We start from the raw sequence: 23,316 nt of genomic DNA, 5'->3' as shown, positions 1-23,316 counted from the left end.
AAATCAATGGGTTAGTCTAGACTAACTTGATTAAAATGCCCCCTTTTTTGGGGTAGAGCCAAACAAATTAAAAAAGCAGGCTTTCTCGGCATTGACCGACAATCTTCAATTTTTTGATTATCTGTTTTAAATCATAAAAATAAAATCTGCCTATACTATAAAGAAGCACAATGTGAGCTAAGGAATTGTGATGTCGACCAAGTGGATAAAAAGTCATCTGACCTTGCTAGCTGGACTGTCATTGCCAATTCTACTCATACTTGTTTTTGTTATTGCAAACATTCCTTTTTTTAAAACGGCTCCACCGCGTTATAGCCTGCTATTTTCGATTTTGGATTCCTCATCCCCCTCTTTTCCTCTGCGAGTTAATTTAGTCGTTAAAAATAATCGATTGGTCGCTCAATATAGCAAAGTGCAAAATAACTCCTATTGGGGAATGAAAAAACTTTATTTATTTGATGCTAAAACACAGAAAGTACGGGAACTACCTTTAGATATTCCAAGTTTTAGCAATAACTCAAACTTTAAAGAGGAAATGGTAGAGTCAGCCAAGCAATTTAAACTGGATACTGAACTAGAATCTCCTGACGGCTATGTTTTGTATACAGATAATAATAATTTTAATACAGGATTACTGGCAGAGCTTTTTCGAGGAAGTATTTATGGAAATAACGGGATCTGTCTCAAAAAAAGCGCCACCTGCGTTAAACTATCCAACCTGGGTACAGGACGTTATGTTACACCTAATAATGTCCAATTTATTGGTTGGGTTAAGCCATGAATAAAGAAGACGCATTACAAAAAATTGTTGAACTCGCCAAACGTTATCAAATCAACATTAGTGAAATAGCTTTAGCATTAAAACCAGCTCAAGTTATACGCTCTGCAGATCAAACAAATTGGTTGAATAAACTCTATAGCTATATAGGCGGTATACTCATCTTTGCAGGCATTTGTGCTTTGATTGTCATGAGATGGCAAGACTTTAATATCTATGAACGAGTTACCTTAACTCTGGGGTTTGGTTTTTCATCATTTATTTTGGCATTTCTATGCTTGAAACATCCTAATTATCTAAAAGCTTCGACACCTTTATTTTTGATTGCCCTATTTCTTGAACCAACAGGACTAGTAATCTTATTGCAAGAATATAATTTGATACTCCCCATATGGTGGATATTAATCATAGCGATTATTTACTTCATTCATCAACGCTTTGCTATTTTATCCGACAAAGCCCTTATTCTTACAGTCACTACATTTGTATTTGGATGGATTCTTTTTGCTTATACAGCCGGTAATAGCCGCATTATTTTAAACTTGGGTTTTGGATTTTTGTTCTTCCTGCTAGGTCTTTATTACCAAGAAAAGCACTATAAAATCACAGCCCCATTATTTCCTGTTGCTGCAATTCTTGAAGCAGATGGCTTGCTTACGCTATTGTCGCAATATACTTCCATATTGATGCCTACTTGGGGGGTACTCGTAGTCAGCCTCATTCTCTTTTTACAATATGGTATTGCATTTATGAGCAACAGGCATACGACACTGGCCTTTATTACTTTATTTTTCTGTTATTCGTTTTTCCTGGCAGTATTTGAATTACTTGGTATATCCGAGCGCTTAAAATGGTTTACTCTCAGCAGTTCCTTACTCGCTGTAAGCTCGTTTATAAATCACTCAAAATACCAAAGTATCACGGGATTACTCTTTTTTATATCATCATTAGTCCTGCTTTTAGTAACCTTCGACATCGTTAAAAATCAGTACTATGAAATACTCTATTTGGGATTAGCTTGTGGTTTAATATATATGGCGATTATAGAAAGCAGTCGCATCTTACTTATCAATGCCAGCGTGGCTACTCTGTGCTTTATTTTATATTTCTCGAGCCAGCATTTCCCCCACGCTATAGGCTGGCCAATTACGTTGATTATAATTGGACTACTGTTAATTGGGGTCAGTGGAATTGTAATCAAATTAAATAAAAAATACATGTAATCCAACTGCATCACTGTATTGGATTTAATTGACCTTCTTTTTCTACAGCATTTAGGTCTTGTCGATTTTCTTTAGTTTGCTCTTTGATCAAAATCAAAAAGGGTATAAATGCTAAAGCAAATAAAATAGAAAGTTGATACAAACCAACCCACCCTATTGCCATTTGAATGCTCGCAGCGACAGGTCCGGAAATAATGCGAGGGATCGTCGATAAAGCCACGAGCATCGAAAATTGAGTTCCAGTATATTGTTTGTCAACCAAACGCATAAATAAAGCAACCAAGGCTGTAGACCCCATTCCTGCTGCGAAATTATCAAAAAATACCGCGATCGCTAATAATGTAACGTTCTTTCCTATTATGGCTAAAACAAGAAATAGAACATTGGTCAATGCTTGCAACAAGCCAAAGAAAAGTAATGAACGATATAAAGAAAGACGCATCAATAAAAACCCTGCACACAAACCTCCAAGCAAGATGGCGCCAACTCCTAACATTTTATTGATGTAACCAATGGTCTCTAAAGAAAAACCAAGTCCTTGAATTAAAAAAGGCATAACAATTCCACTTGTAGTGGTTGTAAATGCTTCACCCAACTTATAACAAAAAATAAACAGCAAAAGCGGAACTACTCCTGGACGTAATATCAATTCCTTAATCGGAGCTAAATAAGATAAAGCAAAATTATTCTTTTCCTGGATTTCAACACTAGGCTCTTGACTAAAGATGACAGCAAATATGCCCGCAACCATCATAATACCCATAAAACGATAGGTAAATGCCCAGCCGAATTTCTGCGCCATAACCAAAGCCAAACCACCTGATAACAATAATGCAATCCGGTACCCTAATACCGCTAGAGAAGCACCTAAGCCATGTTCACTATCTGGTAAATATTCTGCTCGATGCGCATCGATTGCGATATCTTGAGTGGCAGAAAAACAAGCTAATATTAAAGCAAGGAAAGCCATCAATTTAGGATATTGTTCTGGAGTAAACCAGGCCATCAAGTTAAATCCAAGCAGCAATAAACATTGCATGCTTAATATCCAACTTCGTCTTTTACCCATACTGAATAAAGAATATCGATCCAGAACAGGTCCCCAAAAAATACGATAGGCATAGGGCAAACTAATAAGGCTTAACGTTCCAGTTGCAAAGACTGACATTCCACTGTATGCAAACCATGCTTGCAAGGTACTGCTGATTAATGCCATTGGTAAGCCAGAGGAAAAACCTAAAATAAAAACAATAAATAGGCGCTTATTCATCTTGCAGATCTCGTAATGGCAGTAGAATTCTTCTCTAAGGGAGAATCCTACTCCTGTTTTTAGGAGTAGGATATGATAAGGAGGGAAATCCCTTCTTCATTGATTAGGCTTTTTTCACAGAGATCAAATGAATTTTGAAAATCAAAGTTTCATTTGGACCTATAGGACCACCTACACTACGTGGACCATAAGCCAAGTCTGAAGGCACATAAATTTCCCATGTAGATCCAGCAGGCATTAATTGCAATGCTTCTGTCCAACCAGGAATTACTTGTGATACTTGGAATGTAGCGGGTTTTCCTGTTTTTTCAGTGCTATCAAATACAGTACCATCAATTAATGTACCTGTGTATTCAACAGTTACTGTATCAGATTTACCAGGCTTATTACCTGTACCTGCTTCAATAACTTTATATTGCAAACCACTTGGCAATACAACTACACCAGATTTTGACTTGTTAGCTGACAAAAAGGCATCGCCTTTAGATTTGTTCTCTTCAGCTTTTTTATTAAACTCCGCACTGCGTTTTGCCATCAGATCTTTCTGAAATTTATTCAGAACATCTTTCATTTGTTGTTCGGTCAAAATCAATTGGGCACCAGACATACCATCTTGCATTCCTTTAGCCAATGCTTCCGGATTAATATCAATACCTTGATTTTTGAAATTTTTTCCTAAATCAGCACCAATACTATAAGATAATTTATCTTTATCCGTAACAAGCGATGTAGCATCAGTAGCAGCCATTGCAGTAGACATTGCCAGCCCCATAATGGCTGCAGTGACCAATTTCATCTTCATAAAGAATCCCCTTGTAGTCTTTCTATTTTGCATATCTTCCCATTTTTATATAGAAAGATATTGCATTCTAACTAAAATGCAACATAATTCTGCCTAAAATCACATGAAATTACCAGCATTTAAGCACGATTAATTGTAACTATATTATAAAGTTCAGTGCATTAGATAATCTTAATACATATCCCTTCATGGAATGAGTCACAGCCAGAAATACACAACCAGAAATACATGACAAATCCCAAAGTCAATAGTTCACTATAATTAAAATAGACAAATAATTAAGATCCCTCTACACTTTGCACTAATTGTAACTAGAGATGAACACACATGAACATCAGTGTATTTGATTTATTTTCCATTGGAATCGGCCCGTCAAGCTCCCATACTGTAGGTCCTATGCTTGCTGCTAATGCCTTTTTAACATTACTTGAAGACAAACAATTTATGAATGAGGTTCAGCGAGTAAAAATAGAACTTTATGGTTCACTTGCTTTAACCGGAAAAGGCCATGGCACCGATAAAGCGATTTTAAATGGGTTGGAGAATAAAACACCCGAGACTGTAGCTCCTGAATCTATGGTACCTCGTATGCATGAAATACTCAGTTCTCATACACTAAATCTGGCAGGCAAAAAGGACATTAAATTTAACGAATCCACTGATTTTCTCTTTTTGCAAAAAGAGCTATTGCCCAAACATTCAAATGGTATGCGTTTTTCTGTTTTTGATGCTCAAGATAATTTATTAATTGCACAAGTTTATTACTCAATTGGTGGTGGATTTATCACTACTGAAGAAGATTTTTCCAAAGCTACCGAAGAAACGAACCCACCTCCATATCCTTTTTCTACAGCAACCCAACTCTTGGAACTGTGCCAGAAAAATAATTTAAGCATCGCTGAATTAATGCTTATTAATGAAAGAACCTGGCGTAGCACAGAAGAAATCCATACCGGTATTTTAGCAATTGCTAAAGTGATGGATGATTGCATTTCCAATGGATGCCAACATGAAGGTATATTACCTGGAGGGCTCAATTTAAAAAGACGTGCACCTGATTTATATAAAAAGCTTATGAGCGAAAAAGGAGTGAAAAGCGTTTTTGAACAATCAGATATCATGAACTTGTTAAATCTTTATGCCATGGCCGTGAACGAGGAAAATGCAGCAGGCGGGCGTATCGTTACTGCACCTACCAATGGTGCCGCGGGCATTATTCCAGCCGTGCTTAAATATTGTCAACGCGCACACGATAAAATGAACCATGAAGATATATACACTTATTTCCTAACTGCCGCAGCGATAGGCATACTTTATAAAAAAGGCGCATCCATTTCTGGCGCTGAAGTAGGATGCCAAGGTGAAGTGGGTGTTGCCTCTTCAATGGCTGCAGCAGGTCTTACTGCTGTTCTTGGTGGAACTGTAGCTCAAGTAGAAAATGCAGCAGAAATTGCTATGGAGCATCATTTAGGTATGACCTGTGATCCAGTATTAGGCTTGGTACAAATACCTTGTATTGAACGGAACGCTATGGGTGCAGTAAAAGCAGTGAATGCAACGCGAATGGCTCTTATTGGTGATGGTCAACATCAAATTTCTTTAGATAAAGTAATCAAAACTATGAAACAAACTGGCATGGACATGCAAAGCATTTATAAGGAAACCTCTATGGGAGGTTTGGCAGTGAATTTACCGGAGTGCTAAGAACAACTTAAAGCACATTGATCACTGTGTTGTTTGATTAGTTTTTCTAGACCGGATATACGATGTTTTTGTATTCCTTCATTAATCAGTTGAACATCCTCTGAGGAACTTAATGAAGAGGATGCTTCACTAGCCATTCCTACCAACTTCTCCATTTTTTTATTAACCCTCATATTTCTATGTTGCTCTTCGCTCTGGCGATCTTTAACAAAGAATAAGTTTCTATCAATAGATCCCCATGCTGTCTCCCCTTTGCCGTTCACAATTTCTTCTTTAAACTCAGAGTCTCGAACTTCACGTTCTAAATCACTAATCAATTGTTTCGTGCGTAAAAGCCGAACAGGCAAAGAACTAATAACCATATTAAACTGATACATACTATCAAGCTCATCTTCCATATAACAACACACCATAGACATGCGAAAACGGTTCAACGTATCAACTGCTAATCGATTTTTTTCCTTTTGCTGATGGGAGTTCATATAATCATAAATTGGACAGTACCTATCTTGATTCGATAACATCGAAATGCTATCGGTAACAAAATAAGCACAGATACGACCTTTAATTTGCAAAATATCTGTAGGGATATAGACTGTCAGTGAGCATTTTTTACTTAAATTACCAAATCTCATCTTGCTGCTTAATAAATTAGTTAAAACCAGCGACTGCTCGAAACCCAATGGATCACAAATCAGAATATCCAATGTGCGAGAACTATTGGTTCTCTTAAAATTAAACTCTAAAAAAGACCAATGATTTAATTGCTCACTTCCATCCCATTTTGAAATAGCGATTTGAAATCGTAGATCTTTGTTGCAATATTCAATCATATGCTCAATGAGTTCGTGTAATAAATCTATCTCATCGCTGCACATTGCGAATGCTTTAAATTTATAATTTTTTTCACGTTTCATTTCTTTTAAATATAAGAAAAATGCCATAAGGTCTGCTGAAATATTGGCTGGGGTATCACAAAGGACTAGCAGTTCTTTAATTTCCGAGATGCTTTTCATGGTGAACACTTTGAGATTTTATTTATTTTATTAATCTAAATGAGATTAATAAAAATCGAAATATTTTTTTAAACGCAAGCAAAATTTTATATAAATTTCAATTGATTGATACTTGAGTTTTGTGCTTTATCATGTATCATGGCGTTCTTTTTTAAAACAGAGGTGAGTAATGAAAGTTAAAGCACACGAGTGGATGAACGAAGATGGAGAACTTGATCTTATTTCCGAAACTCAAAAAAAATTAGCACAAAGTCCAACAGCACGACACGTTTTATCTCAATATCTCTTCTTCAAGCAAAATGGCTTGGCAAAGAGTGCACAAGAGATTAGGGACAATGTGAATAATGCAATGGAAATCGCATATGAACGAGATACTGACTTTGCCCCAAATGAACGATTTGATATAGAAAATGGTCGTCTAGGCTTCTAATTTGGATCCCCAATAGAGGCTGGAGGCAAATCAACTCAAGTCTCTATTCCCCCCAGACACAATGATATCAATTAATAAAAATCCAAGCGTCAGGATGTTCTTTAGAAAAAAATAAATCACTCATTGCATAACCGACTACCGCTGCGAGTTTATCATTAAAATAAACCAAGGGAACTTGCTCTCTCAACCAAGGTGGAATCCCCCATTCCTGGAATAGTTTTTTTAACCGTTTGGTCTGACCATGCCAAAAAAACTCTTCACCTCCTTGTCTAAATCGGACAAATATTTTTGTATCTGGAGGAATCACCAATCCCTGCCTGTTTTTTTTCGCCAATAAATTAATGCCGACATCAGGGAGCAGTAAAGGCAAAGGAAATGAAGACCATTCAACAGATGAAATCAAGGTACCTATGTTTTTTTTATCTAAATATAAATATTTTTGATAACGACGTACTGTTACTTCCCCCCAACTCACTTCTGGTACCGCATCTAGACCTGCGAAGATTACTTCATCAATCAATCGCCCAAAAGTAGCCGTTGAAGGTAATTGGACCTGATTATTCTTCAACCAGACTCTAAGTACATTCGCAATACGATCACGGCTGAGTTTGTTTAATGGACTGATAAATAAAATATTATTTGTTAATGCTTCCTTATTATCTTCCAAAACCATATCTTGAGATGCCAGTATGTCTAGATTTCGTTTCGCCTGTTGGCAATGAAGCGCTGTTCTTGCAATATTACCGACAACTCCAGGCCATTTTCTTTGCAACAAAGGTATTATTTGCTGACGAAGATAATTGCGGGAATAGCTGATATCTTGATTGCTCTCATCTTCAATCCAACTTAATTGATGCACATCAGCATAATGTTTCAATTGCTCACGGGAATGGTTTAAAAAAGGTCTGGCAATTGTTCCTATTTCAAGTTGACTAAAATCAGACATAGCGGCCAACCCGTCTATTCCAGCCCCTCTAAATAGTTGTAAAAGTACTGTTTCTGCTTGATCGTCTAGATGATGCCCTAAAATCAAGCAATCTTGTTCCGCCATCAGAGAAGAAAAAACGGCATAACGTGCAATACGCGCACCTTCTTCAACATTAGCAGAACGATCAAATTGCACTGACTGGGTAATTAAAGAAATGCTTAAATCCTGGCAAAACTGTTGGCAGTGTACTTGCCAAAGAGATGCATTAGCACTAATACCATGATTAACATGCACTGCGACCAATTTAGCAAGTAAAGCCGGGTGGGAAGCAAGAACATGCAAGAGCACTGTTGAGTCAAGCCCACCACTAAAACCTACAATTAATTTATTAAAATGACTTAGGCGAGAAAACCACTCGGCACTTAATAAAGGTTTAATCTGTTGCCCCCATAGCCATAAATTTTTGGTATCGATTTTCGACCAACTGCTCTAAAGTTAATTTCTTTAGAGTACGTAATTCGCTAACTAAAATATCTTTTAATCGTGCAGCCATGTCATCAACATTACGATGAGCCCCACCTAATGGTTCAGGAACTATCATATCAATTAACTTATTTTCCAGAATCTTATCTGCTGTGATCCTCATCGCACGTGCAGCTTCACTAGCTTTAGATGCATCTTTCCAAAGAATCGAAGCACACCCCTCAGGGGAAATTACTGAGTAAATGCCAAATTGGAGCATTAATATTCGATCACCAACCCCAATTGCTAATGCACCTCCAGATCCTGCTTCACCAGTTACCACACAGATAATTGGCGTTTTAAGACGTGACATCACAAACAGATTTCGAGCAATTGCTTCAGATTGATTGCGTTCCTCAGCACCAATCCCAGGATATGCTCCAGCTGTATCAATAAATGTAAACACAGGTAATTTGAATTTTTCAGCCATATTCATCAAACGTAAGGCTTTTCGATACTCCTCTGGGCGAGCCATACCAAAATTACGGTATACCTTTTCTTTAGTTCGTTTACCTTTCTGATGACCAAGTACCATCACCGGCTCACCATTCAAACGCGCCAAGCCGCCAATAATTGCAGGGGCTGAAGAACAACTTCTATCACCGTGCAGTTCCTGGAAGTCAGTAAAAATACGTTCGATATAATCTGTAGTTTGTGGTCTCAGCGGATGCCTTGCCATTTGTGCAACTTGCCAAGGCTCCAGGTTTGAAAAAACTTGTGAGGTTAGTTCAGAACATTTTGCTTGAAGTCGCGCTATTTCATCACTTAAATTCACTTCGTTATCATGACCTATCATGCGAAGTGCTTCAATTTTTTGATTCAACTCTTCGATGGGTTGCTCAAAATCCAAAAATTGTCGGCTCATTGAATACTCTTTGGTGAATTAAATATCATGGTATATGATAACCTTAACCGACAATTGATGCCAGATTCAAACAAAGCATATGATCATTACTGGATTCAACCCTTTAAATACAGAAAACTGCGTCTTAAACGAAGCTCGAATTGATCTTTGGCAATTTTCTTTAGCACATGAATTTAAAAATGCATACGAACTCTTAAATCGTGATGAGCAGGCGCGTGCAGAACGATTTTATTTCAGCAGACACAAACGGCGTTTCTCTACCGCCAGAGCAACGATGAGAGTCATATTGGCAAATTATCTAAATACGTCACCGGACCAACTGGAATTTACCTATAATGCTCATGGAAAACCCGATGTCATTAATGCAACAAAGCTGCAATTTAACATCAGTCATACTGGGGATTTGGCATTACTTGCAGTAGGAAAAAACTTTCCCATGGGCGTAGACATAGAAAAATATTCCGCTCGACCCTATGAAGGGATTGCGAAAAATTTATTTTCTGATCAGGAATATGAAGAATTTATTAAAGTACCTCTTGCTCTAAAACCTGCTATTTTCTTTCATGTTTGGGCACAAAAAGAAGCCTTTATTAAAGCTTGTGGCTTAGGCCTTTCATATCCGACTAAACATTTTAGTGTTCCCATATCCATGCCAACCAAGCAATTGGTGAATGATCCATTGCATAACATGACTTGGCAATTACGCTCTTTCATGCCTGAAGTCGCTTGCAGTGGAGCGTTATGTCATCATCCTACTATAAGGGAGATAAGACATGGATTTATTCATCTAGAGCAAAATAACAACTTGATTTTTTAGGTTTACATCAATGCACTTCACTCCTTCACAACTCACATTATTACAGTTACTTGGCGATGGACGCTGCCATAGTGGTTCTGAATTGGGAGCAGCTATAGGTATTACGCGCTCGGCAATTTGGAAACAAATTAATCAATTAATTGAGTCAGGGATCCCTGTCGAAAGGATAAGACATCAAGGTTATCAGCTCCCCTACCCACTTATTTTGTTAAAGAAAGAACACATTATGGAGCATCTCACGTTGCAATCACAATTGACTCCATTCAAAGTGCATGTAGTTACCTCCATTGATTCTACAAATCGCTATCTTAAAGATTTGCCTCCTTCAAATAATGTAGATATTTGTTGCGCTGAAATTCAAACTCAGGGGCGAGGTCGGTTTGGGCGTCACTGGCACTCGCCATTTGGTGAAAATATTTATTGCTCGAGCCGCTGGAATCTCAACTACGACTTGACCAAACTTTCAGGATTAAGCCTGGTAGCCAGTTTGGCCATTTTAGCAACGTTAAATGAATTAGATGTATCATACAATATCAAAATTAAATGGCCAAATGATATTTTGTGGACTCACAAAAAATTATGCGGTAGTTTGATTGAAATATTGGCTGAATCTAATGGCAATATTCAAGTCATCATAGGAGTCGGCTTAAACGTCAATACTGATACACAAAACCATCCTCTTCCAGATAAGCCCTGGTGCTCATTATATGAAATAACCAAACAATATTTTGATCGTAATGTGCTTATTGCAAAACTAATTATCAATTTAGAACGCTATTTAACCAAATTTATACATCATGAGCTTAACTGCTTTATGGATGAATGGAATAAATCGGATTATCTGTTTGGAAAAAAAATTAAAGTAACTCAATCTTTAGATACTCTATCTGGAGTTGCTTGTGGAATTAATCAGCTAGGACAATTAATACTTCAAGATGAATCAGGAACAAAGCATTTTCTCTCGTCAGGTGATACGTCGCTTCATGAATAATTATTAGAAGTTACTAAATATGAGGGGATTGTATAAAAATTAAAGTTCGTCCCGAGCGTTTTTAAGTGCTCGGAACTGGATGAACTGCGAGGAAATCGATTTATACTGCTTCTTCAGACTCGTCTGATTGTTTTTCTTGTTGTATGCGTAAATAAATTTCTTCACGATGGACAGATACATCTTTAGGTGCATTGATACCTAGGCGAACCTGGTTTCCTTTTACACCTAGCACGGTAATATTAACATCATCACCAATAATTAAGGTTTCACCAATACGCCGAGTCAAAATTAACATAAAAATCTCCCTAACAAAGCAGCTATCTATTCCTCCACAGAACGCTATCCATGGTATTCTTGATAGCCAAAACGACTAAAAACAAAAAAAATATTTGCTATACGTGTTTAATTTTACACTGTGATTATTAACAGAGTATTAAGAAAACGGTTAAATTATCTCTTTTTATGGTATTTCATGCAAAAAATTTTAATCTGGCTCATCTAAAAGCAATCAGATCACTAAATTAGTTGTTAATTGCGTGAACATTTTGTACTTATCTACCCTCAAGATGAGACTCCTATTTACCCCCAATTAGGGTAAATATCATGTCCGATTTTTTGAAAAACACGTGAAAATATACCCTCAAAATAAAAATTAGCAAGTCAAAAAAACGAATTAGTTAATTTTTCCTTGTTCACCAGTCGCAAATTTCCTTCATTTAGAGATATACTTACCGAACCTTATTAAACAGGAAATTTTGCATGTCCTTAAAGGCCATGTACAACAACATCGCTGAAAACTATGCCATGGCCAATCGTTTTGGTGCGATTAGCCAGAGTCATCAAGTAGCAATTGAGCAAATGAAGCGTTTTTATTTGGGAGTGAAACCTCATTATAAAATACTTGATTTGGGGGTTGGCGATGGCGCATTTTTAAAAAAACTACAACAAGTTATGCCACAGGCAGAGTTCACAGGAATTGATGTTTCTGCAGAGATGTTAAAACATGCCCGTGAGACATTACCCCTAATCACCATTGAAGGTAGCGCCGCACAAGCAAGCAAATTCTTACCGCCCCATAGCCAAGATTTAATTCTGGCTCACTTTATTAACGCTTATATTCCGATTAAAGTTTTATTCCATGAGGCCAAATTACTGACGCGAGCAAATGGTCATTTTTCTATGATTACTACAACTTATGATTCATTTCCAGTCGCTCAACAACGTTTAGCCGAATTTATTACAGAAGACTCTATTTTAAGCAGTGTTGTTGGACATTATTACAAATCCATTGTAAAAAGCACCACTGTTGCTGCGAACAATAATGAATTGATGCAAGCATTCAAACAACATCAATTTGAAGTCATCGCTCATCAACGTCTGGAAATACCCATCACTCTAAATACTATTGATGAATTAGCCCTTTTCGGTATTGAAGGAACCTGGTTTCTCAATACTTTATCTATTAGGATGTTACCGAAAATATTTTTAATTCAAAGACTTAAACGTCTTTTTAGTAAAATATTCACTTTTCCCTATCATGACACACACATAATTGATGTCGTTCTTGCCAGAAAATGATAATCTGATAATTATCTTTGGATAGTGAGGTAGGAAAAATGATTTCTCAAGATGTGAAGAATTATTTACCTGAATTGGCTCTCCGACAAAAACAAGCCAATAACATCATATTTATTACCTTCTGGAGCCAATTCTCTGTATATGCATTGAACACCATATTAGTTTTATTTTTAACCCGCCCTGTATGGTCTCAAGGTTTAGGATATAGCCAGGCCAAAGCATATGCATTTATTGGAGTAGCTCATGCAATGGGTTATCTGATGCCCATGTTAGGTGGGTATATGGCTGATACTGTTGTGGGGATTAGAAGATCCATACTTCTTGGAAGCATTCTATTGGCCTGTGCTTATTTGCTCGTTATGATTAGTGGATACACTGTAAACTCTCTGGGAGATACTTTTTTTATTGCTGCTTATGCATTTATTCCTGCCACCAACTCCCTTTTGATGGGAACCTCTTCAAGCATGGTATCGCATATCTATTCAGATGATGCCATTAAAGCAAAATCGGCCATGACTTACTATTACATAGCAATTAATGTGGGCGCATTATTAGCGACTTTAATTGCTCCAGTACTCTTTGAAAGCCGTTATGGTCCGCTTTCTATCCTTACCTTGACCTTCGTCGGCAAATCAATTGCTGCTTTAAATTTTGCAAAGCGCTATTCCATTTATGAAAATGTCATTTGGGGTAAAGATCAATCTAAATTATCCAAATCAAGCATATTTCGCTTAATTGCTTATATAGCTACTATTTATACACTGACTTTATTTGCCTATTCTCATGTTTATATTGCCAGCACGATCATCGCCACAGGGTGTGGTATAGGAATTGTATGGTTTCTAAGAAAAACGCTAACACTTAAAGGTGTTGTACGTGACAAACAAATGGTCGCTTTGCTGCTCATCGTAGAAGCCGTAGTATTTTTTGTTATCTACAACCAAATGAATAGCACATTAATTTTATTTGCTGAAAATAATTCCGACCATAATTTGTTTGGTTTAACTGTTTCACCAGCTCATTATCAAATATTGAATCCATTACTTATCTTAGCTATTGGCAGCCAATTACCTCGTTTCTATAAAATATTTCCCCGCTTTACCATTCCCTATCAATTCGCCTCCGGTACTGCGCTTGCAGGTATTGCTCTTTTAGTGATGTCATTTGCTGCTACGACCACCACCACTGGGATAATTAATGGCAACTATATTGCTTTAACCTATATACTCATTTCTATTGCAGAATTATGGGTCAGTGCAATTGGTTTAAGCATGGTAGGTCTATATTGTGATAAAAAATCAATTGCCTTTGCTATGGGTGTATGGTATCTCGCCAGTTCTTTGGCACATGCTATCTCCGGAAGAATTGCTGCTTGGGTTGCTATTCCCAATACAATTCATTCTCCTATAGAAAGTCTGCCTTATTACCAAAACTATTATTTTGTTCTCGGGGTCTGTGCCATGGGACTGGGTATTATCATGTATTTTTTCGCCTATATTTTACAAAATATAATGAAAAAAAGAGGCATTATTTTAAGTTAAATGTACAAAAGGAACCAACAGTAGCAGCAGAATTTAAACTCAAAAACCTAATAATGAGACAAATGAAGCACTTATAACCAAGTAATTGCTGATAAATTAGTCAGTTTCCTGTAGAGAATATATTATTCCAAGAGGTAGAAAATCAAAATTTTTGCCTGGAAAAATAAGAGGTTACAATCTGAGAAAGCGCGTCTAAGGCACTTTTGGATTATAATCTGCCAGGTCCTGCTCCTGATAAAATATACCTGCAGCTAATTCTTCATAAAGGCTGATAAAACTAAATAACTGTTCTAATTTGCTAATGGTTAATCTGTAGTCTTGTTGTTTAATTTCAACCCTGCTGTATAACAAATCATTATGGCTGATAAGACCTTTATGATAGAGGTCCTGTTGTAGTTGATATCTTTTCCTCAATGATGCTAGAGAGAGATAGTCTTCATTATATTTGGCCATAAGCTTTTGATTGGCAGCGATACTATTAGCAATCAGGCGCAATGCATTTTGGATGGTATTGTTATATTCCGCTAGACTTCTATTAAAAGTCGCCTTACTTGTGATAATTTGTCCAAATATTGAGGGAGATAAGTTAAATGTTGCATACATATCTCCATAAGGTGCTGCATGTGTAGGACTCTTAAATGTGCCATTTAAGCTCGCTTTCCCCCAAAAATAATCTAGGGTTAGGGCTGGAAGGAGTTGAGATTCTGCAACATTGACTCCACTACATGCTGCAAGCAGAGACGTTAAGGCCACCATTACATCCGGACGTCGGAGTATTACTTGAGTATTAATCTTATTCAGTAGCACTGCTTTACTTGGTAAGTTAATAAATAATTGGCTTGAATTTATTTCTCCTGGAGGCTGATTGATTAAGTAACGTAAAGCATTCTCACTTGCGATAATATTGTTTTGTACTTGTTTTTGCTGACCTAGAATGCTCTGTAATTGGCTTGTCAAAGTTAATAATTGCAAATTATTTGCTAATCCATGTTTTTTTGCTATTTCTAACGATGCTAATAGTTCTTTATAATCCTGTTCAATTTGCTTCAGTAGCGCTAATTGATGATGCCATGCGAGTAGAGAAAAATAACTACTAATAACTTCTCCAATGACCGTCAAACGCACACCAAGATAATATGCTTTAGAACGTTGCAAGACAAATTCTGCTTTTTTTTGCTGAAAATAAAGAGCAACAAAATTTTGGTAATAGCTAGGTAGAGCACCATAAAAGACCCCTGGATTGCCTAAAGCGGGATCTTGAGAGAAACCCATTAAAATATTCAGCCCCGGAAGCCAATTTAAGCGAATCGTTTGTAGTTCAGCATGGGCAACATGAATCGATCGTTTGGCTATCGTCACATTATTATTGTAAAGAAGCGCTGTATCTACAAGTTGATTAAGAAAAGGGTCTTTAAAATCTTGCCACCAAGCTTGATAAGGAAGCTGATTTAATGCATGATGATTACTTGAGTCTTTCAGATACTTAGGAATAGGAATCGACGTAAGACGTGAATTTTTTGTGCTTGGCATGCATGCAACCAGCGCACTTGTCATGACTAAAATAATTAGTGTGGCCAGGATGCGCAATTAAACGACTTCCATAAAAATAACATGACTGACGTAAAAAAATGGTAACACAAAAACTTCGAAAGTTAAAACCTTATACAGTTGTGTTATCCCTAGCCTTACTTGCAGTTTTATATTACTTTTTTTCCTTTTTAATACCGTTTACCAATAATGCATTTGTCGTTGCAAATATTCGTCCTGTAGCTGCTATTGTCAGTGGATACATTACTGATTTATACGTCAAAAATGAGCAATATGTTCATAAGGGACAGCCTTTGTTTACCGTTTTCCAAGAACCTTATAAGCTCATTTATAATAGGTTAGTTGAGGAGACTCTTACTGCAAAAGAGGATCTTCAAAGCTTGCAATATCAATTACAAAAAGATAAGCAATTACTCATACAATACCTTCAAGAATATAATAGAATTCACTTAAATTATCTTCGAAATAAGGCAGTTTTAAAATCTGGGGCAATATCTGAAATTAATGTCAAGGATTTGCAATATGAAGATCGTGGCAGTTTGGCCAAAGTGAACATGCAAAAACAACAAATAAGCTTGGATGAAAGAAATATTCAGAGTATACAACACAAAATCAAATCGTTAATTTATAAAACACGTTATGCCAAGGTTAATTTAGAACACACGACTGTTTATGCACAAAGTAATGGTCGCATTCAAAATATGTATCTATCCTTGGGGACGCCCATTGAAATTAATAAACCTATATTTTCTTTTGTTGATACGGATGATTTTTTCATTCAAGCAAATTTTACTGAGCTGGATTTGCGTATGGTAAAGACAGGAGCGAAGGTCTATATTATTCCCCGAATGTACTTTGGGACGAAATTGTACCATGGAACGGTAGTATCAAGGGCTTGGGCTGCTAATCGTCAAATTACAAACCCCAAGACTCAGCTACAAACTGTAACCAATGATACGAATAATTGGTTACTTCTGCCTCAGCGTTTTCCAGTACAGATTAAGCTCGATGATTATGACCCCAAACATTATCCGCTGCCTGTTGGAGCAACTTGTTATGTCATTATTAAGGTATAATTTTCTTATGGAAGTGACATCCGAAAAAACAATAATGGCTGCACGTATGGCCATCAGCCTGATTATCGCTTTGATCATTACGACGTATTTCAATATTGTTGAGCCAACCTGGGTTTATATTTCTTTATTTATCGTTTTGTTTGAACAACATACAATTGGAGCTTCATTGACTCGATGTTCAATGCGAGCCATCGCAACCCTTAGCAGCGCATTATATAGCCTGATTATTATTTTGCTCTTTCATAATACTTATATTATGAATCTTATTGGATTTATTATTGGAATCTTTTTATATACTTATTTATTTTTAGGAACTAAAAAAAGTTATATTGGAATTTTAGGCACTGTAACTCTCGCCATTTGTCTTATTAATTATAATAATTTTACCTATGTGTTTATGCGACCTACAAATGTAATTATTGGTATATTAATCGGCATCTTTACATTACGTTTTTTTTTTCCAACTCGCGCAACAAAAGTTCTCATTTTAGAAATACAAAAATTTTTAACTGAATATGCAACTTTATCGGTTTATCTTGCAAGCCTGGATAATTCAAAAACAGATTTACGCCAATATTTAGAACAATGTGAATCTAATATTGCGGCACTTATTCTGCGTTTTCAAACGTTAATTAATGAAGCACGAGTCGAAATTGGAAAGGACTCTCAATATACGCAAGTTGCAACAGATATTCTGCAATCACTCCGCCATATTTTCCGTTATTATGCCTCAATAATCGCGTTAATCCTTTATGAGGAAGTTAAAATCAACGAGCAGGATGAAGAGAGCCTTGTTTTTTTAAGTAATACTTTAATCGAGTTAAAAGAAAATCTTTCTCAATTAAAACCTAAGCGTAAATTAATGGCCGTTGCGGAGATATACTCAAAAGAAGATAAAAATTTGTTAGCTTTGATGCTGAATTTGCTTATGATGGAGTGTAGCTCTTTGGAAATTAAGATCAATAAATTATTACGTATGACTAAAATAGTAAAATTAGAGTAAGATTTTTGTTTGCCCTCTATTGTTCGATTGGTTAGCATGAACTAGAAATGACACAATCAATGGAATGTTTGTATTTCAAAATCACAACTAGCAGGGAATACTCATCAATGATAAGTACATGTTCTGTGCTTTATTATTAATCTAAACAATCCCCCTCCTTTGCTCACATATAATTTTTTGTCCTTAATTTAAAAATATAGAGATGTACTTGCTTGTTCAGTAGGTAATTCGTACCATGCAATTTTTTAACTAGAGTGCATTTCATATGAAGATTTATTTTCCAGATATTACATTTGAAGGCAACCCATTCGTTTGGGAATTGAATGAAAAAAGCAATCAAGCCACTTGCCTAATGTATTGCATTAAAAAAGATACTCAAGTTCAATTTGTACCTAAAATGTCGCTTGATCTATTTAAAAAATTTCCTGGTATAACATATGATAAGGACGAAATTATCATTAGGGACATCAAAATTTTTGATAAAGTATATCAAATCTTAGATCATATTCGCGAACTAAAGGATAAAATCACGGGGTCTAAAGCAACTATTTCAAGGCAAAAAAGTTCTTTTTTCCAATATCAAAAAGATAAAATCCAGGAAGTTGCTTCCACGTCAAAGCCCAGACGCAGCTTAAGTTTAAGCAGTACTAACCTCTCTCTTTTTACGCGTATTACTTTGAATGAATTAATCAAAAACGATCAATCTACGTGTTCTTTATGGGGAGATACAGTTGCATATGAAAACTATTTCGAAGAAAAAACCAGCAATGATGCTAAAGCACGAGGCGCCATATTTCTGAAGTCTTCATTGGCATTTAATATTATGGTTCAGTATGAAAAAAATCGTCGACTTTATCCTTTAAAGGCAAAGGTAATCAAAGAAATCCGAGCTTTATTGGATGTTCTTGACCCAATCTATGTGAGTTGGTATTCCAAAGAAGGTATTCAAATTAACAGAGAACTGGTTTTTCATTATTTTCAAAATGCAGTATTAGAAGCAATGCTCAATGGTAATTTTAATAACAAGCCAACAGAATTTGAAACTGAAGAAACACCAAAGTTAAATGCAGCACTACAAAAATATGCAATAGAAAAGGCTCGTGCTTTGCGTGCCGAATTAATGTTGATGAAGTTTAATATATTCATTAACCCTGAATTACCTCCGGAGCTTGCGCTCAGTGATAATGAAATAAATACCCTGCCTGAAATCATTTCATTACGAAAGCTTGTACTCAAACAGCCTGAAGAAGTTCTTGAAGCCATACATGCACAATTAAAAAAGCTTACCCAATTGATTATTGAGTCTGGGATTGTTGAAGAATCTAATGCAGAATTAAGCACACAATTAAATCATTCATTGAGTATTAATGCACCTGTTATCATGGATTTTCATTCATTCCAGGCCCTAATATTCACTCTATTAGATCAACAAATAACGGGTAGCAAAAAGGAATTAATACCGGACATCGTTACTAAAGTAACAACAGAAACAATCAATCAAATCATTAAAACTTTTAAAATGACAAATGGCCAATATCTCGCTCCATTATACAAAATAGATAGTAATTTTTACTTATGTAAGGAATGGGCTGACAAATTATCTATTGAATTAGCAGAAGTTAAACTCAAGCATCCTAAAGAGGAAAAAAAGGTAACTGTGTACAGTCAGGCGATTGCTGATAAAGTTGTCGGTTTCATGAGTCATCAATTGCAGAAATATCAACCTAGTGAAGATGACTTGTCAAGATCCAGCTCTCTATCCGTTAAGTTATAAATGGATATACTTTATTGATCAAATATAACCAGAGAGAAATTGTTTCCCGGGTTTCAACTCACCCGGGCCACAAAATATAAAGTTAATTATCTAAACCTAAATTATCTTGTTTAAATATTCGGTCTGCTCGATAACTTGAACGAACTAAAGGTCCGGAAGCTACTTCAAAAAATCCTTTTTTTAATCCGATTTGCCTAAGCTCAGCAAAGGTTTCTGGAGTCACATAACGCGCGATAGGTAAATGGTTTTTTGTCGGTTGCAAATATTGTCCCAGAGTAAGAATATCTACATTATGGGCACGCAAGTCATCCATTGTTTGTATAATTTCTTCATCTGTTTCACCTAAACCTAACATCAAGCTGGTTTTGGTCAAGACATCTGGTCTATAGCGTTTAGCAAATGCGAGAACGTTTAGTGTTTGCCTATAACCCGCTCTATTATCACGCACCGGATGAGTTAAACGTTCTACCGTTTCAACATTTTGTGCAAATACATCAACACCACTATCGAGTAATACCGCAATATCTCTTTCTACACCTTGAAAATCAGGAGTTAATGCTTCTACTTTAGTTTTTGGAGAGCGTTGTTTAATCGCACGTATCGTTTGTGCATAATGATTTGCGCCACCATCAGGTAAATCATCTCTGTTTACTGAGGTTAACACGACATAATCTAAATTCATTAATGCAACGGTATTTGCTGTGTTTTCTGGTTCTTGCAGATCCAACCAACCATGAGGATTACCAGTATCTACTGAGCAGAAACGACATGCTCGTGTGCATACAGCCCCCATTAACATAATCGTAGCCGTACCATGCGACCAGCATTCAGCAATATTAGGACACTTTGCTTCTTCACAAACAGTAGCCAAACGGTGTTTTTGTACCTGTTCTTTTACTTGGTGATACTCAGGAGTAGTATGATTGACGACGCGCAACCATTTAGGTTTAGGTAAACGTTCATAAACTAACCCTGTTGGTTTTACTCCATCTTTAATTGCTGTTACGCCATGAGATGTTTTATATTTTTTCCCGCTCTCAACAACAACGGGGATATTAATGGGCTTGCTCATGTTATCACCTGAAAAACAAAGGTAAGTGCTCAGCCCCTATCAAGGAACGGTCGTATTTGGCGCATCTTGCGGACAAACCCAACCGGGTAAACATTAGTGAACCCTGAGCTATTACAAACAAAGAGAGATGATAATCCCAAATCATCAAAGCAAGATCAAGTCAAATTTAAAAAGTAACCAATAATCATCAAGATAAATAAAAGCACGATAGAGATTCCAAAGTTGGACAATACAAATGGATAGACCACCAAACTTACAGCGATTGCAAGCAAAAATAACAAGCCAATAGTGGCTAATTTTGTTCGTAATGCAGCAAAGCGCTCGACCCTAATCAAGATAAAATAAATAAGTAAAATCAAGAGTAAAGGGAGTATGTACACTCCTTGATACAGCAATTGATATAAACTTGCCTGCACACTTGATAAGTGTTGATCATTTAGCCATTGTTCAAAAATTGTAGACCAATTCATCACACAGGTTTGCTGATAAATTGTAGTGATCATCCCTAAGAAAAAAGCTAATAAAAAATACAAAGTCTTGGAATACTTTTGTTTATAATATTGCCCCACAAAATAAATTGTCATTAAACCTAATAATACGGCGGGAACATGCATCCAAGGCAACAACTCAAAAAAAGTACTGGTATAAACTTGTTGAAAATAGTGGACTATTGCCACTGAAGAGGCAAATAAAAGACTGGCTATAAGCTGCTTTTTTTTCTGTGTTTCAATTAAAAGAAAAGCAAGAAATCCTGCAAAACAAAAAAATGCACAAGGACTAAAAGAATCCATAAACGCGATTGTCGTTGTAAAACGAATCCTTGACGGTTTTTCTGTCAATCCCGTAATAAATCGATTTGCATTAGCTAAATGGCGCAAGGTATTAACTGTTTCAAGGTTTAATTTACCTTTATTTTCAATTTGTTTCTTACAATAATTAATCGCATGCAATAAATCTTTGCCAGTGGTTTCTGCTGAAGCAAAACCAACCCAACGCGAATTACAAATATAGATTGATGGAACAGCAAAATCATCCATTTGCTGAGCGCTCAATAATTGATAAAAACGACCTAATGCATTTTTGTCCTGATTAATATAATACCGTTGAACATGCAAATCCGGATATTTTGCTTCTGTATCGTGAAAGAATGCATCAGCCTTTTGACAATGGGGGCAGGTTGACGACAGAAACATTTCTACATTGATAACCACCTTGTTATCTGTCTTGGAATACCATGTGGGCGATAATTCAGCAGCCCACATATTGGCATGAAATACAAAGAAAATTAGAAGCAACTTGAAAACAGTTTTCATAGGATTCGTAAGTGCATTTAAAAGGATACTATATCATCCTAAAAAACTCTGTTAATAGGTATGGATATAATTTTCTAATTGCTCTATCACTCTAGTCTTATCTTCAAGTATGTGATAAAGCAAATCACCTATGGATAAAATTGCAACAAATTCATTATTTTCATCACGAATCAACACATGTCTTCTTTTAGTCGCGGTCATAGCTTGCATTGCTTTTTCTACAACATCATTAGGGCTAAGTATGGTGACATCTCTATGTACCACATCTGCAACTTTTCCCGTTTCCAAATTAATGCATTTGTGCAGACAAGAACGCACGATATCTCGTTCACTTACTATACCTACTAATTGATTGTCATTGTCCACAACAACCAATGCACCGATATCATATTCCGTCATCATATCAATGCTTTTTCTTACAGAATCGTCTGGATGGATAAAAATAATTTTTCGCTTTGTTACTGGCAAGGCATTATGAATTAGGTCAGCCATTTTATTCTCCATTTGAACATACTTAACCTATTTTATAAATATAGTACAAATGGAGAACATTAACGTCTATGGTCGGACGATTATATGATTTTCTACAATACGTACACCTGGTACCTGACGCGCTATTTGTTCTGCAGTATCACTGAGCCTAATCTTTTTAACATATCCAGATAGAATCACAACATCTTGCCTAGTTTGCACATGCACTTGGGAAACAGCAAGATCATCATTACGCATTAATGCTTCTTGTACTGCTTGCGTTAAATCGGCGCTAGGAGTAGCCAAGGGTGTAAAAGACCTAAACATATTAGAAGTTGCCTGATTCGACTGACAACCAACTAATGAAAATAAAACAAAAACAACTAAGGTATTTAGTAAATACTTTTGCATAAAGGTCTCCAATATAAATTCAAACGGTACTGATACTTCATGTAGCTGTTAAAATCTATCTACAGTTCTCGGCAATAAGAAACCGTAGCTAAAATAAACCAAGTCAACCTAGGAAAAGAGTCCTGAATTTACAGGATACAACTAATGACAACAGACACACAAGTAAAGAGGATAGTATGTACT

General features: G+C 36.2%; 22 protein-coding genes. 11 read left to right on the top strand and 11 right to left on the bottom strand.

Annotated elements, in window-relative coordinates; all coding sequences use genetic code 11:
* Positions 1–190: 190 nt before the first annotated feature.
* Positions 191–781 carry a hypothetical protein gene (locus DGG96_RS18310; protein WP_110143977.1) on the top strand — a complete coding sequence of 197 codons (591 nt, stop codon included), beginning with the start codon at positions 191–193 and terminating at the stop codon, positions 779–781.
* Entirely contained in the window at positions 778–2,001 is a 1,224-nt protein-coding gene (locus DGG96_RS18305) for a hypothetical protein (protein WP_110143976.1), read from the top strand. Before DGG96_RS18310 ends, DGG96_RS18305 begins: the two co-directional genes overlap by 4 nt.
* Before the next feature lie 10 nt (positions 2,002–2,011).
* Here DGG96_RS18305 and DGG96_RS18300 read toward each other — a convergent pair whose 3' ends face one another.
* Together DGG96_RS18300 and DGG96_RS18295 are read right to left on the bottom strand one after the other, a co-directional pair.
* Positions 2,012–3,271 (bottom strand): AmpG family muropeptide MFS transporter, encoded by a 1,260-nt coding sequence (locus tag DGG96_RS18300; protein WP_165831645.1) that lies wholly within the window; start codon positions 3,269–3,271, stop codon positions 2,012–2,014.
* A gap of 103 nt (positions 3,272–3,374) precedes the next feature.
* The gene (locus DGG96_RS18295; protein ID WP_110143974.1) at positions 3,375–4,073 is read right to left on the bottom strand and encodes a BamJ family beta-barrel-assembly machinery protein; all 699 of its coding nucleotides are present in this window, start codon (positions 4,071–4,073) and stop codon (positions 3,375–3,377) included.
* Positions 4,074–4,400: 327 nt separating this feature from the next.
* Here DGG96_RS18295 and DGG96_RS18290 point away from each other — a divergent pair, with 327 nt between their 5' ends.
* Positions 4,401–5,777 carry an L-serine ammonia-lyase gene (locus DGG96_RS18290; RefSeq protein WP_110143973.1) on the top strand — a complete coding sequence of 459 codons (1,377 nt, stop codon included), beginning with the start codon at positions 4,401–4,403 and terminating at the stop codon, positions 5,775–5,777.
* On the opposite strand, the gene DGG96_RS18285 is transcribed toward DGG96_RS18290, so the two are convergent.
* A complete protein-coding gene (locus DGG96_RS18285; protein ID WP_110143972.1) occupies positions 5,774–6,793 on the bottom strand; it encodes a hypothetical protein in 1,020 nt (339 codons plus the stop codon). The two genes, DGG96_RS18290 and DGG96_RS18285, sit on opposite strands and share 4 nt — an antisense overlap.
* Before the next feature lie 169 nt (positions 6,794–6,962).
* Between DGG96_RS18285 and DGG96_RS18280 the strand changes: the two genes are divergently transcribed.
* The gene (locus DGG96_RS18280; protein WP_110143971.1) at positions 6,963–7,223 is read left to right on the top strand and encodes a hypothetical protein; all 261 of its coding nucleotides are present in this window, start codon (positions 6,963–6,965) and stop codon (positions 7,221–7,223) included.
* Between the two features lie 67 nt (positions 7,224–7,290).
* Here DGG96_RS18280 and tilS read toward each other — a convergent pair whose 3' ends face one another.
* A complete protein-coding gene (tilS, locus tag DGG96_RS18275; protein WP_199739266.1) occupies positions 7,291–8,589 on the bottom strand; it encodes a tRNA lysidine(34) synthetase TilS in 1,299 nt (432 codons plus the stop codon).
* On the bottom strand, positions 8,585–9,538 hold the full coding sequence (locus DGG96_RS18270) for an acetyl-CoA carboxylase carboxyltransferase subunit alpha (protein ID WP_110143969.1): 954 nt from the start codon (positions 9,536–9,538) through the stop codon (positions 8,585–8,587). Before DGG96_RS18270 ends, tilS begins: the two co-directional genes overlap by 5 nt.
* A 79-nt stretch (positions 9,539–9,617) precedes the next feature.
* Here DGG96_RS18270 and DGG96_RS18265 point away from each other — a divergent pair, with 79 nt between their 5' ends.
* Together DGG96_RS18265 and DGG96_RS18260 are read left to right on the top strand one after the other, a co-directional pair.
* Positions 9,618–10,355: a 4'-phosphopantetheinyl transferase family protein gene (locus tag DGG96_RS18265; RefSeq protein WP_110143968.1), complete on the top strand. Its 738-nt coding sequence runs from the start codon at positions 9,618–9,620 to the stop codon at positions 10,353–10,355.
* Positions 10,356–10,365: 10 nt separating this feature from the next.
* Positions 10,366–11,346, top strand: a complete 981-nt coding sequence (locus tag DGG96_RS18260; protein WP_110143967.1) for a biotin--[acetyl-CoA-carboxylase] ligase — start codon at positions 10,366–10,368, stop codon at positions 11,344–11,346.
* A 100-nt stretch (positions 11,347–11,446) separates the two neighbouring features.
* Here the strand turns inward: DGG96_RS18260 and csrA are convergent, their stop codons facing one another.
* Entirely contained in the window at positions 11,447–11,641 is a 195-nt protein-coding gene (gene csrA / locus DGG96_RS18255) for a carbon storage regulator CsrA (protein WP_010654169.1), read from the bottom strand.
* Positions 11,642–12,105: 464 nt separating this feature from the next.
* Here csrA and DGG96_RS18250 point away from each other — a divergent pair, with 464 nt between their 5' ends.
* Both DGG96_RS18250 and DGG96_RS18245 read left to right on the top strand, forming a co-directional pair.
* On the top strand, positions 12,106–12,924 hold the full coding sequence (locus DGG96_RS18250) for a class I SAM-dependent methyltransferase (protein ID WP_110143966.1): 819 nt from the start codon (positions 12,106–12,108) through the stop codon (positions 12,922–12,924).
* Positions 12,925–12,962: 38 nt separating this feature from the next.
* The gene (locus tag DGG96_RS18245; protein WP_110143965.1) at positions 12,963–14,465 is read left to right on the top strand and encodes a peptide MFS transporter; all 1,503 of its coding nucleotides are present in this window, start codon (positions 12,963–12,965) and stop codon (positions 14,463–14,465) included.
* A 192-nt stretch (positions 14,466–14,657) separates the two neighbouring features.
* On the opposite strand, the gene DGG96_RS18240 is transcribed toward DGG96_RS18245, so the two are convergent.
* Positions 14,658–15,995 (bottom strand): TolC family protein, encoded by a 1,338-nt coding sequence (locus DGG96_RS18240; RefSeq protein ID WP_233590627.1) that lies wholly within the window; start codon positions 15,993–15,995, stop codon positions 14,658–14,660.
* A gap of 98 nt (positions 15,996–16,093) precedes the next feature.
* Between DGG96_RS18240 and DGG96_RS18235 the strand changes: the two genes are divergently transcribed.
* The 3 genes from DGG96_RS18235 (at position 16,094) to DGG96_RS18225 (ending at position 19,866) form a co-directional block, all read left to right on the top strand.
* A complete protein-coding gene (locus DGG96_RS18235; RefSeq protein ID WP_110143963.1) occupies positions 16,094–17,089 on the top strand; it encodes an HlyD family secretion protein in 996 nt (331 codons plus the stop codon).
* Positions 17,070–18,092, top strand: a complete 1,023-nt coding sequence (locus tag DGG96_RS18230) for an FUSC family protein (protein WP_233590628.1) — start codon at positions 17,070–17,072, stop codon at positions 18,090–18,092. The genes DGG96_RS18235 and DGG96_RS18230 overlap by 20 nt, the downstream gene beginning before the upstream one ends.
* A gap of 265 nt (positions 18,093–18,357) precedes the next feature.
* Positions 18,358–19,866 carry a hypothetical protein gene (locus DGG96_RS18225; protein ID WP_110143962.1) on the top strand — a complete coding sequence of 503 codons (1,509 nt, stop codon included), beginning with the start codon at positions 18,358–18,360 and terminating at the stop codon, positions 19,864–19,866.
* An 82-nt stretch (positions 19,867–19,948) separates the two neighbouring features.
* On the opposite strand, the gene lipA is transcribed toward DGG96_RS18225, so the two are convergent.
* The 4 genes from lipA to DGG96_RS18205 all read right to left on the bottom strand — a co-directional run bounded on the left by lipA (position 19,949) and on the right by DGG96_RS18205 (position 23,133).
* Positions 19,949–20,938, bottom strand: a complete 990-nt coding sequence (gene lipA / locus DGG96_RS18220) for a lipoyl synthase (protein WP_110143961.1) — start codon at positions 20,936–20,938, stop codon at positions 19,949–19,951.
* Between the two features lie 155 nt (positions 20,939–21,093).
* Positions 21,094–22,251: a hypothetical protein gene (locus DGG96_RS18215; RefSeq protein ID WP_110143960.1), complete on the bottom strand. Its 1,158-nt coding sequence runs from the start codon at positions 22,249–22,251 to the stop codon at positions 21,094–21,096.
* 51 nt (positions 22,252–22,302) lie between these two features.
* Positions 22,303–22,743 (bottom strand): CBS domain-containing protein, encoded by a 441-nt coding sequence (locus tag DGG96_RS18210; RefSeq protein ID WP_110143959.1) that lies wholly within the window; start codon positions 22,741–22,743, stop codon positions 22,303–22,305.
* Positions 22,744–22,809: 66 nt separating this feature from the next.
* Positions 22,810–23,133 (bottom strand): BON domain-containing protein, encoded by a 324-nt coding sequence (locus DGG96_RS18205; RefSeq protein WP_110143958.1) that lies wholly within the window; start codon positions 23,131–23,133, stop codon positions 22,810–22,812.
* Between the last annotated feature and the right edge of the window lie 183 nt (positions 23,134–23,316).

It is taken from the genome of Legionella qingyii, assembly GCF_003184185.1.
Note: the sequence above shows the minus strand (reverse complement) of the source record. Positions and strands in the feature narration are given on the sequence as shown.

Bases quoted from the DNA above. Each gene is read 5' to 3' on its own strand.
- csrA (WP_010654169.1), bottom strand. From the start codon at position 11,641: ATGTTAATTTTGACTCGGCGTATTGGTGAAACCTTAATTATTGGTGAT.
- DGG96_RS18290 (WP_110143973.1), top strand. From the start codon at position 4,401: ATGAACATCAGTGTATTTGATTTATTTTCCATTGGAATCGGCCCGTCA.
- DGG96_RS18245 (WP_110143965.1), top strand. From the start codon at position 12,963: ATGATTTCTCAAGATGTGAAGAATTATTTACCTGAATTGGCTCTCCGA.
- DGG96_RS18270 (WP_110143969.1), bottom strand. From the start codon at position 9,538: ATGAGCCGACAATTTTTGGATTTTGAGCAACCCATCGAAGAGTTGAAT.
- DGG96_RS18295 (WP_110143974.1), bottom strand. From the start codon at position 4,073: ATGAAGATGAAATTGGTCACTGCAGCCATTATGGGGCTGGCAATGTCT.
- DGG96_RS18300 (WP_165831645.1), bottom strand. From the start codon at position 3,271: ATGAATAAGCGCCTATTTATTGTTTTTATTTTAGGTTTTTCCTCTGGC.
- DGG96_RS18215 (WP_110143960.1), bottom strand. From the start codon at position 22,251: ATGAAAACTGTTTTCAAGTTGCTTCTAATTTTCTTTGTATTTCATGCC.
- DGG96_RS18305 (WP_110143976.1), top strand. From the start codon at position 778: ATGAATAAAGAAGACGCATTACAAAAAATTGTTGAACTCGCCAAACGT.
- DGG96_RS18310 (WP_110143977.1), top strand. From the start codon at position 191: ATGTCGACCAAGTGGATAAAAAGTCATCTGACCTTGCTAGCTGGACTG.
- DGG96_RS18250 (WP_110143966.1), top strand. From the start codon at position 12,106: ATGTCCTTAAAGGCCATGTACAACAACATCGCTGAAAACTATGCCATG.
- DGG96_RS18285 (WP_110143972.1), bottom strand. From the start codon at position 6,793: ATGAAAAGCATCTCGGAAATTAAAGAACTGCTAGTCCTTTGTGATACC.
- DGG96_RS18230 (WP_233590628.1), top strand. From the start codon at position 17,070: ATGTCATTATTAAGGTATAATTTTCTTATGGAAGTGACATCCGAAAAA.
- DGG96_RS18225 (WP_110143962.1), top strand. From the start codon at position 18,358: ATGAAGATTTATTTTCCAGATATTACATTTGAAGGCAACCCATTCGTT.
- DGG96_RS18235 (WP_110143963.1), top strand. From the start codon at position 16,094: ATGGTAACACAAAAACTTCGAAAGTTAAAACCTTATACAGTTGTGTTA.
- lipA (WP_110143961.1), bottom strand. From the start codon at position 20,938: ATGAGCAAGCCCATTAATATCCCCGTTGTTGTTGAGAGCGGGAAAAAA.
- DGG96_RS18210 (WP_110143959.1), bottom strand. From the start codon at position 22,743: ATGGCTGACCTAATTCATAATGCCTTGCCAGTAACAAAGCGAAAAATT.
- DGG96_RS18260 (WP_110143967.1), top strand. From the start codon at position 10,366: ATGCACTTCACTCCTTCACAACTCACATTATTACAGTTACTTGGCGAT.
- DGG96_RS18265 (WP_110143968.1), top strand. From the start codon at position 9,618: ATGATCATTACTGGATTCAACCCTTTAAATACAGAAAACTGCGTCTTA.
- DGG96_RS18280 (WP_110143971.1), top strand. From the start codon at position 6,963: ATGAAAGTTAAAGCACACGAGTGGATGAACGAAGATGGAGAACTTGAT.
- DGG96_RS18205 (WP_110143958.1), bottom strand. From the start codon at position 23,133: ATGCAAAAGTATTTACTAAATACCTTAGTTGTTTTTGTTTTATTTTCA.
- DGG96_RS18240 (WP_233590627.1), bottom strand. From the start codon at position 15,995: ATGCCAAGCACAAAAAATTCACGTCTTACGTCGATTCCTATTCCTAAG.